This is a genomic window from Streptomyces hydrogenans (assembly GCF_014656075.1).
Lineage (GTDB): Bacteria > Actinomycetota > Actinomycetes > Streptomycetales > Streptomycetaceae > Streptomyces > Streptomyces hydrogenans.
In genome coordinates this window covers 16,762-30,909 of record NZ_BNBS01000096.1, presented here as the reverse complement: position 1 = coordinate 30,909, position 14,148 = coordinate 16,762, and the positions used below count along the sequence as shown (strand labels likewise).

The 14,148-nt window shown below is 72.0% G+C and carries 13 protein-coding genes; 5 read left to right on the top strand and 8 right to left on the bottom strand.

What is annotated here, in order from left to right; all coding sequences use genetic code 11:
- The 5 genes from IE321_RS30500 to IE321_RS30480 form a co-directional block, all read left to right on the top strand.
- A partial coding sequence (locus tag IE321_RS30500; protein WP_308439723.1) for a CoA-transferase occupies positions 1-288 on the top strand: 288 nt, incomplete at its 5' end.
- A gap of 152 nt (positions 289-440) precedes the next feature.
- On the top strand, positions 441-1,655 hold the full coding sequence (locus IE321_RS30495; RefSeq protein ID WP_229916596.1) for an FAD-dependent monooxygenase: 1,215 nt from the start codon (positions 441-443) through the stop codon (positions 1,653-1,655).
- Between the two features lie 22 nt (positions 1,656-1,677).
- Entirely contained in the window at positions 1,678-2,715 is a 1,038-nt protein-coding gene (locus IE321_RS30490) for a cupin domain-containing protein (RefSeq protein ID WP_190225253.1), read from the top strand.
- 40 nt (positions 2,716-2,755) lie between these two features.
- A complete protein-coding gene (locus tag IE321_RS30485) occupies positions 2,756-3,619 on the top strand; it encodes a fumarylacetoacetate hydrolase family protein (RefSeq protein WP_190225252.1) in 864 nt (287 codons plus the stop codon).
- A gap of 88 nt (positions 3,620-3,707) precedes the next feature.
- A complete protein-coding gene (locus IE321_RS30480; protein WP_190225251.1) occupies positions 3,708-4,157 on the top strand; it encodes a MarR family winged helix-turn-helix transcriptional regulator in 450 nt (149 codons plus the stop codon).
- 191 nt (positions 4,158-4,348) lie between these two features.
- Here IE321_RS30480 and IE321_RS30475 read toward each other — a convergent pair whose 3' ends face one another.
- From IE321_RS30475 to IE321_RS30440, 8 genes are all read right to left on the bottom strand, one after another.
- On the bottom strand, positions 4,349-5,935 hold the full coding sequence (locus IE321_RS30475) for an MFS transporter (protein WP_190225250.1): 1,587 nt from the start codon (positions 5,933-5,935) through the stop codon (positions 4,349-4,351).
- A gap of 139 nt (positions 5,936-6,074) precedes the next feature.
- Positions 6,075-6,545, bottom strand: a complete 471-nt coding sequence (locus tag IE321_RS30470; RefSeq protein WP_043227546.1) for a MarR family winged helix-turn-helix transcriptional regulator — start codon at positions 6,543-6,545, stop codon at positions 6,075-6,077.
- Positions 6,546-7,047: 502 nt separating this feature from the next.
- Positions 7,048-7,914 carry a GNAT family N-acetyltransferase gene (locus tag IE321_RS30465; RefSeq protein ID WP_190225249.1) on the bottom strand — a complete coding sequence of 289 codons (867 nt, stop codon included), beginning with the start codon at positions 7,912-7,914 and terminating at the stop codon, positions 7,048-7,050.
- A gap of 433 nt (positions 7,915-8,347) precedes the next feature.
- The gene (locus tag IE321_RS30460; RefSeq protein WP_190225248.1) at positions 8,348-9,103 is read right to left on the bottom strand and encodes a hypothetical protein; all 756 of its coding nucleotides are present in this window, start codon (positions 9,101-9,103) and stop codon (positions 8,348-8,350) included.
- Positions 9,104-9,620: 517 nt separating this feature from the next.
- Complete coding sequence (locus IE321_RS30455) at positions 9,621-10,034, bottom strand: MerR family transcriptional regulator (RefSeq protein ID WP_190225247.1); 414 nt, start codon at positions 10,032-10,034, stop codon at positions 9,621-9,623.
- Positions 10,035-10,052: 18 nt separating this feature from the next.
- Entirely contained in the window at positions 10,053-11,054 is a 1,002-nt protein-coding gene (locus tag IE321_RS30450) for an MDR family NADP-dependent oxidoreductase (RefSeq protein ID WP_190225246.1), read from the bottom strand.
- Positions 11,055-11,323: 269 nt separating this feature from the next.
- The gene (locus IE321_RS30445; protein ID WP_051842492.1) at positions 11,324-11,677 is read right to left on the bottom strand and encodes a hypothetical protein; all 354 of its coding nucleotides are present in this window, start codon (positions 11,675-11,677) and stop codon (positions 11,324-11,326) included.
- Positions 11,678-12,278: 601 nt separating this feature from the next.
- Positions 12,279-14,120, bottom strand: coding sequence for a N,N-dimethylformamidase beta subunit family domain-containing protein (locus IE321_RS30440; RefSeq protein WP_190225257.1), 1,842 nt, complete (start codon positions 14,118-14,120; stop codon positions 12,279-12,281).
- Between the last annotated feature and the right edge of the window lie 28 nt (positions 14,121-14,148).

Sequence of the window (14,148 nt, the reverse complement as noted above, 5' to 3'; positions counted from 1 at the left end):
ATGGTCAAGGGCATGGGCGGGGCCATGGACCTCGTCCATGGAGCGCGCCGGGTCATCGTGCTGATGGAACACACCGCCAAGGACGGCAGCCCGAAGATCGTCGAGGACTGCTCCCTCCCCCTCACCGGCCGTGGCTGCGTCGACCGCGTCATCACCGATCTCGGCGTCCTCGACGTCACATCCCGCGGCCTCGCCCTGGTGGAGACCGCACCCGGCGTCACCGTCGAGGACGCCCGCGCCCGCCCCGTCGCCTTCGTGCACGCCGCCGGCGTCGCCGCCGCCTGCTGACCGCCCCTCATCTCCCGCGGGTCCGCGCACGGACCCGCGGGAGAGAGTTCCCGCTCCTGCCCCGATGGTCCGTACACCAATGATCCCGACGCAGAACATCCACCAGGTCGGGAGGCGGATCGACCCCTGCCCTCTCAAGGAGGCACCTGCCCGTGACGACCTCGCCCCTGCACATCGCCGTCGTCGGAGGCGGCATCGGCGGCCTGGCCGCCGCCCTCGCCATGGCCCGCTCCGGTCACCGCGTGAGCGTGGTGGAGCGCGCCGCCCGGTTCGGCGAGATCGGAGCCGGCCTCCAGCTCGCCCCGAACGCCTCGCTGGCGCTGGCCGAGCTCGGCGTCCTCGACGCCGTGCGGCGCTCCGCCGTCGCCCCGCCCCGGCTCGTCATGATGGACGCGCTCACCGGCGGGCAGGTCACCGCTCTCGACCTGCGCGGCGACGCCTACCGCAGCCGTTTCCAGCACCCCTACCTCGTCACCCACCGCACCGACCTGCACGGCGCTCTCCTCGCCGCCTGCGAGGAGCACCCGTCGATCACCCTGCGCACCGGGCGGACCGTCACCGACGCGGTCCAGACACCGGCGGAGGTGCGCCTGCACTTCGCCGAGACGCCCGAACGGCTCGCCGCGGACGCCGTGGTGGCCGCCGACGGCCTGCACTCACGCCTCCGGCAGATCCTCGTGAACGACGGCGACCCCGTCTGCTCGAAGTACGTCGCGTACCGCGGCGCCCTGCCCGTCACCAGCATGACGGGGTCGATGGCGCGGCACGCCACGACGGAGTCAGTGATCGTCTGGGCCGGCCCGCGCATGCACCTGGTGCAGTACCCGGTGCGCCGCGGCGAGCTCTACAACCAGGTCGCCGTCTTCGAGAGCGACCACTACGACCCCGACTCCGACGACTGGGGCACCGAGGCCGAGCTGGAGGAGCGGTTCGCCGGTTCCTGTGACGCCGTGCGCGACGCCTTGCCCCTGGTCGCCCGGGACCGGCGCTGGCCCCTGTTCGACCGTCCTCCGATCACCGACTGGGTCCACGGCCGCATCGTGCTGCTGGGCGACGCCGCGCACCCGATGCTGCAGTACCTGGCCCAGGGCGCCTGCCAGGCGCTGGAGGACGCCGTGGCCCTCGGCCGCGCCCTGCGCGACCACGGCCGCCCGGAGGACGCGTTCGCGTCGTACGCCGCCCTTCGGACCGAGCGGGCCGGATCGATCCAGACGAACGCGCGACGGTTCGGCGAGATCTGCCACCTGGACGGCATGGGCGCCTTCCTGCGCAACCAGCTCCTGGCCGACCGCACCCCCGAGGACTTCGACGACATCGCCTGGGTGTGGACCCCCGCCGGCGACCGCCCGCCCGCGACCACCCCGTGAGCAACCACCGCGAGGAGACACCATGACCGACGACCCCGCCTACAAGGCCCTCGACGGGCTCGGCGCCGCACCGCTGTGGCGGTTCTACGGCAACCTGTTCCCCGCCGAGCCCCGCAGCAGGGCCGTCCCCCACCGATGGAGCTGGAAGGAGCTGCGGCCGCACCTGCTGCACTTCTCGCAGACCCTGTCCCTGGACGAGGCCGAACGCCGGGTCCTCATGCTCGTCAACCCCGGGCTCACCGACCCGCCCGCCACGGTCAACACCCTGTACGCCGGCCTGCAGATCATCCTGCCCGGCGAGACCGCCCAGGCCCACCGGCACACGTCCAACGCCTTCCGCTTCGTCCTGGAGGGCGACGGCGCCTGGACCACCGTCAACGGCGAGCGCGTCTTCATGGCCCCCGGCGACCTGCTCCTCACACCCGGCTGGCACTGGCACGACCACACGCACGAGGGCGACGCGCCGATGATCTGGCTCGACGCCCTGGACTACCCCCTCGTCAACGCGCTGGAAGCGGGCTTCTACGAGAAGTACCCGCAGCGACTCCAGCCGGTGACCCGCCCCGACGACGCCGGCAGCCGCCAGTTCCTCCACGGCCGCCTGACCCCCGCCTGGATCACGCCCGACGGGCCGAACTCACCCGTCACCCGCTACACCTGGGCCGAGACCAGCCGCGCTCTGGAGGCCATCGCCGACACCGCCGAAGGCAGCGACGTCGACGGCATCGTCCTGGAGTACACCAACCCCTGGACCGGTGGCCCGGTCATGCCCACCATCGGCTGCCGGATCCAACGACTGCGACCCGGCTTCGAGGGCGCGGGCCGCCGGCACACCGCTTCCACCGTCTTCAGCGTCGTCCGCGGCGAGGGCGCCACCGTCGTGGACGGCACCGGCCTCGACTGGGCGGAGAACGACACCTTCGCCGTCCCGGGCTGGGCCTCCTACCGGCACCTGAACGCCTCGAAGTCCGCCGACGCGGTCCTGTTCTCGTACAGCGACGAGCCCGTGATGCGGTCCCTGGGCCTCTACCGCAGCGAGAGCGCCGACCCCGGCGCCTGACCATCCCCCCTGCTCCACCCCCACCACCAAGGAGGCCACGATGCGCCTGGCCCTGTTCGACAAGGGACGTCTCGGCGTCGTCGACGGCGACACCATCACCGACGTGACCGACCAGGTCACCCACTCTCACGCCGGCCCGGCCGGCGTGCTCCAGCAGTACATCGAGACGGTGTCCGACGCGGCCGGCCCGGTACTCGAACCGGCCCGCGGACGACGCGTGGCGCTCGCCGACGTGTCACTGGAGGCCCCGCTGCCCCGCCCCGGCAAGATCATCGGTGCTCCGGTCAACTATCTCGACCACAAGGCCGAGATGGACTACCCCACGTCCATCGCCGACCTGGGCGTCTTCCTGAAGGCCAACTCGTCCGTGATCGGCCCGGGCCAGGACGTCGTCCTCCCCTACTCCGACGTCCGCACGGACCAGGAAGGCGAACTGGCCGTCGTCATCGGCCGGACCGCGTCGCACGTCAGCGCCGACGAAGCCCTCGACCACGTCTTCGGCTACACCTGCCTGCTGGACATCACCGTCCGCTCCGGCGAGGACCGCTCCACCCGCAAGTCCTTCGACACCTTCACCCCCCTCGGCCCCTGGATCGTCACCGCCGACGAGATCGAGGACCCCGACCGGCTCGGCCTGCGCTGCGAGGTGGCCGGAGAGAGCCGGCAGGACACCAACACCGCGTACCTCATCTTCGGCGTGCGGGACCTGGTCGCCTACGCCTCCTCGGTGATGACCCTGTACCCCGGCGACGTGATCGCCACGGGCACCCCGGCCGGAGTCGGCCCGCTCAGCGACGGGGACCGTGTCGTCGTCGAGATCGAGAAGATCGGCCGGCTCGAAGTCGGGGTGGACGGATCCCGGGCCACCCCGTACGCGTCCCGTCCGGGGCACCGCCGCGGCTGACCCGCCCACTCCCCGCGCGGGGTGGTCGGGGGCCAGGGTGGCTGGTCATCGACCACCCCCGCGCGCGTAGCTCCGAAGGGAGACAAGGGTGACCGGAGCTCTCGACCTGGACAGTTACGCCGGCCATCTCATCCGGCGCGCCGAGCAGGTGCACACGGCACTGTGGAACAGGTTCGTCTCCGACACGGTCACGTCGCAGCAGTTCGCCGTGCTCAACGCACTGCGCGCCCACCCGGGCGTCGACCAGCGGACGGTCGCCGGGTTGGTGTCGCTCGACCGGTCGACGGCCCATCTCATCGTCACGAGACTCACCGAACGCGGGTATGTGGGCCAGGAACGCGACGAAGACGACCGACGGCGGACCCTTCTCACGCTCACCGCGGCAGGCCGGACGCTCCACGCCTCCCTGGTGCCGGCGGCCGAGAAGATCAACGCCGAACTCCTGGCCGCGTTCCCCGCGCAGGAGCGCCCTGGGGCGCTCCATGTCCTCGGCAGGCTTGCACGGCCGGAGCCGAAGGAGGCGGCTGAGCCGTCCTGAGCTGCCGTGCAGGGTCCGGGGCACGTCCTGCTGTCGTGCGTTGCTGTGCGGGCCGGGTCGGGCTCCAGAGGCCTGTCCGCTGAGGACGACCGCCGGCCACGCGCCTCCGGGCACGCCCCCCCCTTGCACGGCAGGCAGGCAGGCCGGTCGTCCTTGCGGTGTGGGGACGACCGGCCTGCTGGGACCTTCCTTCAGTGGTGGACGTGGCCGGCGACGCGGCGGACGCCCACGACCGCCAGCACAGCGCCCGCCACGCACAGGCCCCCTGCGGTCAGGACGGCCGCGTGGACGCCGTTCATGAAGGCGTTGTGGCTGCCTTCGACGATCGACGCCTTGAGCTGAGCGGGCAGGTCGGCGGAGACGGGCGCCACGCCCATCGCGACCGCGTCCTTCGCTTCCAGCAGACCGGCGGCCGCGGGGGCCGGTACACCCGCAGAGGTGAGTTCGCCGGTCAGGGAAGCACCGACGCGGCCCGCGATGAGGGACACGAGGACGGAGGTGCCGAGGGCTCCGCCGATCTGGAGGGCCGTGGCCTGCAGCCCGCCTGCCACGCCCGCGTCCTTGACGGGAGCGTTGCCGACGATGGCGTCGGAGGAGGAGGCCATGACCATGCCGACGCCGAGGCCGAGGGCCATGAACGCGGGCCACATCAGGTGGTAGGCGCTGTCCGCCTCCCAGGTGAGCATGGTGAAGCAGGCAGCTCCCTGAAGGGTCATGCCCAGGGGCATGGTCAGGCGCGGGCCGAACTTGTCCGTGAGCGCCGCGCCGAGCGGGGAGGCGACGACGGAGGCAAGGCTGAGCGGAAGGGTCCGGACGCCCGCCTCGACCGGGGAGAAGCCGCGGACGTTCTGCAGGTAGATCATGACGAAGAAGATCACGCCGAGCAGGACGAAGAAGTTCAGCGCGGTGATGATCGTGCCGATGGTCAGGGCAGGGTTGCGGAACAGACGCATCGGCAGCAGCGGTGAGGCCATACGGGTCTGCCACCAGCCGAAGAGCAGCACGAGCAGCAGGCCGGTGCCGATGGCGCCGAGGGTGCCGCCGGAGGTCCAGCCCCAGGTCTCTCCCTTGACGACGCCGAAGACGAGAGCGAGGAGACCGGCGGCGAGGAGGACGACGCCGAGGACGTCGAACTTCTCCTGGGTGGCGTGTTCGTTCCGGCTCTGCGGGAGGACGGCGGCGCTGAAGGCCAGGGCGGCGACGCCGATGGGTGCGTTGATGTGGAAGACGGACTGCCAGCTGACGTGCTCGACGAGGAAGCCGCCGAGGATCGGGCCGAGAGCGGTGGAGACCGAGGAGACCATGGCCCAGATGCCGACGGCCATGCCGAACTTCTTCAGCGGGAAGACGGCACGGAGCAGGCCGAGGGTGTTGGGCATCAGCAGCGCGCCGAAGAAGCCCTGAAGGGCGCGGAAGGCGATGACGCCCTCGATGGAGTCGGACAGTCCGATGGCGACGGAGGCGAGGGTGAAGCCCGCGACTCCGACGAGGTAGTAGGTGCGGCGGCCGAACCGGTCGCCGAGCTTGCCGCCGAGAATGAGGGCCGCGGCGAGGGCGAGCAGGTAGGAGTTGGTGACCCACTGCAGGTCGGCGGTGGAGGCGCCCAGGTCACGGCCGATCTCGGGGTTGGCGATCGAGACGACGGATCCGTCGAGTCCGACCATGAACAGGCCGAAGGCGACGGCAGTCAGGGTCAGCCACGGGTTGGAACGGCGGTCGCGTGCCGTGCCGGCGGGCGCGGAGTGGCGCGGTTCGGCCAGGGTGCTGGCGGATGACATGGGTGTCTGTTCTTTCGTCGCGTGGAGTGCCGTACCAGCGGCTCCGTTGTCGGGGGACGGCCGGTGCGGCAGGCAGGAAGACGTGCGCGGAGCGGGCCGCGGCTCCGCTGCCGCGGGGCATGGCGCGGCAGCGTGGTGCTCAGTGGCTGGTGTGCAGTCGCTCGGTGAGTGACTGGAGGGACCCCAGGGCGGATCCGAGAGCGTCGAGTTCACCGTCGGTCATCGTCCGCAGGATCTGCGCGGCACGGTCGCCCATGAGCTGCTTGACCTCGCCCAGTCGCCGCTGCGCGGCCGGCGTGAGGTGCAGGTGGGCGATCCGCCTGTCCGCGGGGTCCTGGCGGCGTTCGAGGAGTCCCTGCTCGGTGAGCTGCGTGACCAGCGCGCTGACGTTGTTCGGCTTCATCCGCACCGCTCGGGCGGCTTCACGCACGGTGGTGCCGCTGTTCGTCTCGACGTACCGCAGCAGGGTGAGCTGGGCGTCCGAGGGCTTGGGGTGCGGGTAGTGCTGGTCGACGTGACGCTCGAGAGCCCGGGCCAGCGCAGGCAGGCATGCCGCGAGGCCGGAGGCCAGGCGGTCGATGTCCTGGTCGGACGCGCTCTGCGGGGGCATGCCGCGACATTAGCTATCCATGGATACCTATGTCAAAGGACTCAATACGCGGCAGGGCGGCTTCCGGCAGTCGTCCGAGTGGGACGCTCGGGCCGCGTGGGGCCCGAGCTCTGCGGCTGCGAGCGGGATCACCCGTAGAGGCGAGGAGGGGTCCCGAAAGTGGGCAGTGTCGGAACAGCGCGGCGGCTGATCAGCAAGGGAGGTGAGTGCGCACGGGAGTTGCCCGTGGAGCCCTGGGCAGCTGCCCGCGTCGACGTCCTGGCCGGCCGCGAGCACGTGGGCCGAGGTCTTCACGCTCCGGGCGTCGAGAATGCGGCCGCTGGGCTCGACATCGCGGCCTTCGGCCTTCCGGACCAGGCGCCGCAGGAGACCGTTGAGCTGGTCAAAGGCCTCGCCCTCGGGCCAGGCGGCGAGGTATACGGAGACAGTGTCGACCCCGCGCCTCGCCGCCGACCGGCGCGGCAGGCCACCTGCCGCCCCTCCTGCGGTCGCCTGATCGCTCTCAGGCGGCTCGGCTGACGTCCAGCCGTTCGGGCGACGGCTCGAATCCAGCTTTCCTGTAAGCGGCGACGGCGGCAGTGTTCGCGGTCGGGGTGCTGACGAGCGCGCTGGACGCACCCAGTTCGCGCAGCGCCGCAGCGGCGGCGACGCTGATCGCCGTCCCGTAGCCGCGACCGCGGTGGTCGGCGTGCACGCCCACCGGCTCCAGCAGTCCGGGCTTGCCGGGCCCGGCCGACCAGACCGTCGCCGCGGCCACCGCGTTGTCCTGGTCGTCGTAACCGATCAGGCAGCGGGCGTCGGCATAGACCGGCCCGGCCGCGAGGACGTGCCAGATCTCCTCGGTGAACGCCGGGCTGCCGAAGGCAGAGCGATGCACCGCGGTCCGCACCCCCGCGGTTTCCGGACCGGCTGTCTCGATCCGCAGGCCGGAGTCCCGCACCGGCTGGGCAAGGTCGAGGCACAGCGGAGTCCACGGCTCGTCCAGGGTCCAGCCCGCGTCCAGGAGGACCTCGCGCAGCAGGGCGCCGTCGGGGACTTCGAGGCCGACCTTCCCGGGCGGCAGAACCCCGCGCTCCGGATCATCGAGGTCCGCCAGCAGCCTGCGCGCCAGAGCAGCGTCCTGTCGCAGATCCGGCGCGGTCGTCAGGCGCAGCAGATCAGGGTCGTCCAGGTATCCGACGGCGATGATCCGTCCGTCCACGCTCCAGGTACGGACGGCCGCGGCCAGCCTCTCCGCGCCCAGTGCCCAGGCCCAGCCGAGGTCTCCCGGATGGAGTTGCAGCGGCGTGCGGTCGTCCTGCCATACGCGAAGGGCATCCACGACTTCGGTCAGCCCACCGGTGCCGGGCTCGTTCAGAACGATCGTCATGTCCGCATCTCACATCATCGCGGCGGCCGACCGCACCCGTATTTCGCCCGGCCCGTCAGATCACTGACGGCAAGCCCGGCCCCTTGGCTGCCCAGGCAGCGAATCCCCTCGCCCTCCGGAGCAATGTCGGTGTGCTTGCCGAGGGGGTGTCGCCTGCTGGTCGCGGTGCGCCAGCCGAAGCGCTCGTCCCACACCGGGGCCGGTGCCGGCCGGCCGGCTTCGAGCGGTACGACGGCGGCCAGGTGCCCACCGTCGAGCTGTCGCACCTCGATCTCGCCCTGCTGGGCGACGCCGGCCTCGGCCAGGGTGCCCCCGCCGCGTGCTGCAGGTACGCCTTGGCGCTGCGGCGTGCAGCTCCCGCTCGGGGCTCGGGACGGCGCCGCGGTGGGTGTTGCCGGGGTAGCCGAGCCGACGGGCGACGTCCTTCGGGTCCTCAGCGGGCGTCCGGAGCATCGGCCCGCTGCGCCGGCACGGAGGTGACCTGGCTCAACAGCACCGTGGGCGAAGGCATGACGGCGTACCAGGTGTTCGCGGTCTCGTCAGCGGCCGGGGCCCATGCCGCCACGACGGGGAGTTCGCAGTGGTCTCCGGGCTCCAGGGGAGGCAGCGTCCAGGACATGCCTTGGTAGTGCCCGTAGTCAACGCCCCACGTGCTGGACGACGGATCGTGCACCTCGTCGATGAGTTCAGTCCACCGAGCGGGTACCTCTCCCCTGCCGGCGGCCCGGCAGATCCCCTCCTCGTCGCTGCCTCCGATCGTGAGCCGGGTCTTCTCGTCTTCCACCGTGATGGCAGCCAGTGCCTGTCCCCCGTCGTACCCTCCCGCACAACCCTTCGGAAGCTCCGCCGTGAACCGCACCCGCCCGAGCCGCGTACGGGCGTCGATCCGCCAGACCGCCGCCCGGCAGCCGGTCAGCGGCCCCCAGCTCTCAAGGTCGAGTTCGGGATCGTACGGGGTCAGCAACAGCTCGACGCGGGCTCCGGGAGCCGTCCAGCGGGCAAGCATCCGGTCACCCGGCAGTTGGAACAGCTCATCGGGCCGCGGCGCGAGGCCGGAGCTCCCGATCGTCGTGCTGAAGGACAGCGGGCCGAAGGGCGTGTCGATGGCCGGCTGAACGACGGAACGGAGGCGGGTGCGGGGGAGAGTGGAGAGCAGCACCGCCCCAGCGTACGGCTGCGTTCTGCCCATCTCCTCAGGATAAAGCCCAGTTGAGCCCCTACCGGCTCTGGTCAGTGGCCGGTCCAGCTCGGAGCCAGGTGGACGGCCCCGCAGGATCACCCCTATCCGATGAGACGCAGGATGGTGTGCCGGGCCTTGCGAAAGGTCAGGTCGAGGTGGTGTTCCCCTTGGTGTGCCGGGTCGTCGCCCGGGTCGGATGAAGGGAAGGGGGAGGAAGGCGCGCAGGACATCGAGGCAGGCCTGGCTCAGGCTGCCGTCGGAGGCGTCGTCGCCGAGGCAGCTCAAGGTCTCGACAACCCTGAGCTGCACCAGAGGCCCTTCGTGCACGGACCGACCGAAGAACGCCCGTCCGCGCCGCCGCACTCGAACCCATGCTCGCCACGATCTTTACGACCACTGCTTCTCAACCCGAGTTTCGACCTCCGGGTTCCGAACGCGTGATGCCATTGCTCTGGGAGGGCGGTGACGTCCGTCGCCGTGCAGGGGCGGCAGGCTGGATCATGTGCCCCTGACTTGGGGAAGGAGATCAGGGCTGGGGCCCAGGTGTAGTCACACTGTCCTCGTGAGGGGCCGGCGATGACCCTGACGCGGCTGCGGCGAGGCTTTGCCGTAGGTGGGTGAGGCGTGTGATCTCTGCGTCCAGGGCGGCAAGGCGCTCGGCCACGACGTCACTGAACCCACCGGTGCGGCCGGTGCAGGAGGCCGACGGCCGCTCCTGGACGAGGGTGTCCAGTCGGTGGGCGCGGCGGCGGATGTCTTCCAGGGTCAGGCCAAGGGCCAGCAAGCTGCGGATGACACGGATACGGGCCACCTCGGCGACGCCGTATTCGCGTTGACCGGACGGAGTGCGTGAGGGAGGCGGAAGCAGGCCGCGTGCCTCGTACAGGCGCAGAGCGCGCGGGGTGGTTCCGGCGGCTTCCGCTGCCTCACCGATCCGCATGTCTGCCCCCGTTCCGTCCTACAGCTCCACGATGGACGCCCCGAAGGAGCGGCCGGCGATCAGTGCGGGCAACGCGCCCGGGGCGTGCTTCATTCCGCGGACCGGGGTGTAGGGAAAATGGATGTCGCCCGCCCGCAGCCACTCCCCGAAGCGGGACTCCCACTCCGCCTCGACGTCCGGGTGGTCCACGCCGCTGTAGCCCGCGATCGTCACGCCCCTGGTCAGCAACCGGAAGGTATCGAGCACGGCAGGCGCGCTCCCACCCGCTCGATCCGGGGACAGCTGCCCGTCCAAGGCACCTACCAGGGCGATCCGGGCACCGTGGTTCGCCGCCTGGACGGCGGCCGTCAACTGTTCACCGCCCACGGTGTCCAGGACGATGTCGATGCCGTCCGGCGCCACCCGGGCGAGTTGCCTGTCGATCGGGACCGCGCCGCGCAGGACGGTGGCGTCATAGCCGAGTTCCCGCTCCAGTCGCCGGGCCTTGTCCGGTGAGCCGGTGCTGCCGACGACCCGGGCGGCACCCAGCATCCGGGCGATCTGACCCGCCATCGTGCCGACGGCACCGGCGGCGCCGGTCACGAACGCGGTGTCGCCCTCCCGAACCCCGGTCAGCCGGGTGAGGGCACCATAGGCCGCAGAGCCTTGGGCGAGGTGGCCCACCGGGTCGGGAAGGACGTCGTCCAGCAGCCTGCACTCGGTGACGGCAGGCGTCGCGTACTCCCGCCAGCCCTGAAGGTGCAGTACCAGCCGCCCCTTCTCAAGGGGGCCGTCGACCACCTCGCCGATCGCAGGGCCGAACAGGGCATCGCCGGGGTGCAGCGGCGGCAGCGGGACGTCGCGCGTCTCGCCCCCGATCAGGGTGCGCAAGCCCGGAAAGACGAGAAAATGTGTGTTGCGGACGAGCACCTGGCCGACGTCAGGCCGAGGGACAGGCGCGTGTACCAGGGTGAAGTCGTCCGGAGTCGGCAGTCCATCGGGGCGGCGGACCAGGCGTACGAGACGGTGAGTCGCAGTCATGGTCGGACGCTAAACCCTGCCCCATGGGGCAGGGGCAAGGCTCAGCGCCCAGAGGTTTCCGCACACCGCGACTTTGCTCCTGGCCCGGGTGCGAGGAGCCGGTCACCCGGTTCGTCGGCAAAGAACACATCCTCGATCTGAAGATCGCGCACAGCCGAGCGGTCAGTCGGTCGGCTCGGGCGGGCCTGTGCCGCGCGGCGGGCACGCAGCGGAAACGCCGTGCCCCCGGGTCGACAGCCCGGGGGCACGGCATTTCTCAGCGCCTGGTGTCAGGAGGAACGGACCTGGATCTCACCGATTCCCGAGCCGAGGCTCGAACAGTGCGCGGTCGACTGGCCGGAGTCGCCCGGCTCGAGGCGGATGTGTTCGCCGTCCGCGTCGGGCGACCAGCCACAGACCAGGTGGACCCAGAAGGTGATGGGCTCGCTCCCGACGTTGGTGCACAGTGCCCAGCCGGTGTAGTCGTCGATGTTGTGCTTGCCCTTCTCGCACGAAAGCCCGTGAGGGTCCGCGGCGGGGGCGGCCACCGCGGCGGGCGCCGCGACGGACAGAGCGAGGGCGAAGGCTGCGGACGCGGCGAGGGCGGCACGCACAGCGACGCCCGCCTTCCTGTTGTTCTTCAAGGTGTTTCTCTCCGTGAGGTCGGACGACTTCCTTGCCCCACTCTGCCGCCCACAAACCGGACTAAAACTACGCCCGGCTTCACCGTCCGTCAGCGAAAGGATTCGGCACCCCTGAGAGAAGGCGCACCTGGTCCCAGAGAAGGCACACATGGCCCCTCGGAAGTCGAGGACACGCTTGTTGATGCCGCATTCGACCGCGTGGCGCTCGTGGTCGTCGACCGCGTCGAGGCGTGGCCTGCCGGTCGCCACGCGAGCCGTGCTTCTGGCGGTTGCGTCTGATCGGTCTGGTCCTGGACGGCGCAACGGGTGCCGCGTCGAGGCAGGTGGGCGCGGTTCTTGCGGGAGGTACAGGCCTCGTCGGCCCGCACGCGATCGAGACGGACGTACGGCGGTCCGGTCCGGTCCGGTCCGGGAAGTGCCGGCCGACGGCCGCGATCCGCACTTCGTGGGGTCGACTTCCGCCTCTCCGACAGCGGCGGACGCACCCCGGCCTCGATCGTCGTCGAGCCGAGCGCCCGGAACCGGATCCGACCGGGGTGACCGGCGGGGGCGGCCTGCGGAGGAGAAGGGCGGGGGCGCGCCCGGGCAGTGGGGGGCCTTCTCACAGCCCGGGGTGACTGATCAGCCGGTCGTCCTCGGTTGCCGCCAGGAGGCGGCCCGCGTACGCCGCGAGGGCTCGGGCCGGCGGGAAGGGGACCGGGGGCGTGGCGGGTGCGAAGGGTGCGTCGTCCAGGACGGGTGGGCGGGTGAGGAGGCCGTCGGGGGTCACGGCGTGGAGCCGGGCGCCGAGGACGGTCAGTGCGGACGCCTTGCCTGCCGGGCCGAGGCGTCGCCACGGCGCGTCGAAGTCGCCGGCGGGGCGCGCGTGGAGGGTGTCGTCGTGCGGCGTCACCGCGAACAGGGTGTTGTCGCACATCGCCAGCGCCGTCGTCCCCGCCGGAACGCGCCCCGCCGGGAGCCAGGGGGTGGGGCCCGGCATCGGGTCCCGGTGCACCAGGCGGTCGTCCCCGGTGGCGGCGAGCAGGTCCAGCGGCATCGGGTGGGAGGCCTCGCGCGGTGCGGTCAGGCAGCGCAGTTCGGGCGCCGGGGAGTCGTCGACGGGCGGGCACGGCGTCCAGGGGAGGTTCTGCTCGGACGGCTCGCGGTGGAGCAGCGTGCGGCCGTCCTCGGCCACGGCGAAGAGCAGGCCCTCGCACGCGGCGAGCGCCCGTAGCCGGGTCGCCGGGCCGATGGTGTGCCAGCGCGGGGCCGGGACGGCGCCCGAGAGCCGGTCGAGGACGTTGCGCGTGACACGGTCGACCGCGGGATCGTGCAGCGCGCGGCCCCAGTTGATGGTGGCGGCGTTGAAGACGGTGCCCGCTCCGGCGCGGAAGACGCCCATGGTCGCCCAGCCGCCCTGCCCGTACGTCCGCCAGTGCCGCAGGTCGGCGGTGGCGAGCACGGCGAACGACCGGGGCGTCCCGTCGCGGCCGGTGGCCCGCGGCACGCCGGCCGACCAGTCCAGCTCGGCCGCGTCCGTCTCGTACCCGAGCGCCCCGCGCGCGAAGGTGTCGCCGTCGCGCAGCCCGGTGCCCTCGAAGACCCAGTGGTCGGCGAAGCGGACCGTGTACGCCTCGCGGCCGATGCGCGCCATGCCGTCGCCCCATGCCCCGGCGCCCTGCCGGAAGCTGACGCCGGTCATGGTGTTCTCCGGCCGGTCGACGGGGGCGCTGGACCACTCGACGGTCGCCCGCGCCGGGTCCAGGGCGGTGACGGGATCGGCGGCGGCGTCGCGGTGGCAGACCATCGTGCGGCCCCCGTCCTCCAGCCGGATCTGCCACCAGGCGGTGTTGCCGGCGAAGACGGCGAGGTTCCCCCCGCGTCGCACGAACCCCTCGACGGAGTCCCGCATCTCCGCCGTCCAGTACTCGTCGTGCCCGTTCACGACCAGGAGCCGGTACGGGGCGAGGAGTCCGGACCCTTCGTGCAGGTCGAAGCCGGAGCAGTACTCGACGGGGCGCCCGGTCCGGTGCAGCCAGCGCAGCAGCGGCTCCTCCCACCGTTCCGGCGGCGGCCCGCCGCCCGGCGCGGCGAGGGACACCCGTGCCGCCCGGCTGGGCTGCTCCGCGTAGTAGATGCTCCGGCCGGGCTCGCCCGCCCGGTGGTACGCCCGCCAGGTCGGGAAGGGGATGGAGACGAGGACGGAGGAGGAGCCGCCCGGCCGCGCGGCCCGTACGACGAACCACACCTCGTGCTCGGCGTCCCGCTCCGGCGCGGGCGTCTCGGGACGGGCGTCGTGGAAGGACGCGCGGTAGAGCGAACTCGGCCAGGCCCGCGGCACGTCGAGGGTCCAGCCCGGCCCCGTGACCTCGGCCTCCGCCGCGACCCGCTCCGCCACCACGTCCGTGACGACCACCCGGCCCCGGAAGCGGCCCCCGTCTCCCGCCGCCACGTGGAACCGCATCCGTCCGCCCTGCGCGCAGGACGTCGTG

Coding starts and splice junctions, on each gene's coding strand:
- IE321_RS30490 (WP_190225253.1), top strand. CDS start 1,678: ATGACCGACGACCCCGCCTACAAGGCCCTCGACGGGCTCGGCGCCGCA.
- IE321_RS30485 (WP_190225252.1), top strand. CDS start 2,756: ATGCGCCTGGCCCTGTTCGACAAGGGACGTCTCGGCGTCGTCGACGGC.
- IE321_RS30475 (WP_190225250.1), bottom strand. CDS start 5,935: ATGTCATCCGCCAGCACCCTGGCCGAACCGCGCCACTCCGCGCCCGCC.
- IE321_RS30470 (WP_043227546.1), bottom strand. CDS start 6,545: ATGCCCCCGCAGAGCGCGTCCGACCAGGACATCGACCGCCTGGCCTCC.
- IE321_RS30465 (WP_190225249.1), bottom strand. CDS start 7,914: ATGACGATCGTTCTGAACGAGCCCGGCACCGGTGGGCTGACCGAAGTC.
- IE321_RS30460 (WP_190225248.1), bottom strand. CDS start 9,103: ATGGGCAGAACGCAGCCGTACGCTGGGGCGGTGCTGCTCTCCACTCTC.
- IE321_RS30455 (WP_190225247.1), bottom strand. CDS start 10,034: ATGCGGATCGGTGAGGCAGCGGAAGCCGCCGGAACCACCCCGCGCGCT.
- IE321_RS30450 (WP_190225246.1), bottom strand. CDS start 11,054: ATGACTGCGACTCACCGTCTCGTACGCCTGGTCCGCCGCCCCGATGGA.
- IE321_RS30440 (WP_190225257.1), bottom strand. CDS start 14,120: ATGCGGTTCCACGTGGCGGCGGGAGACGGGGGCCGCTTCCGGGGCCGG.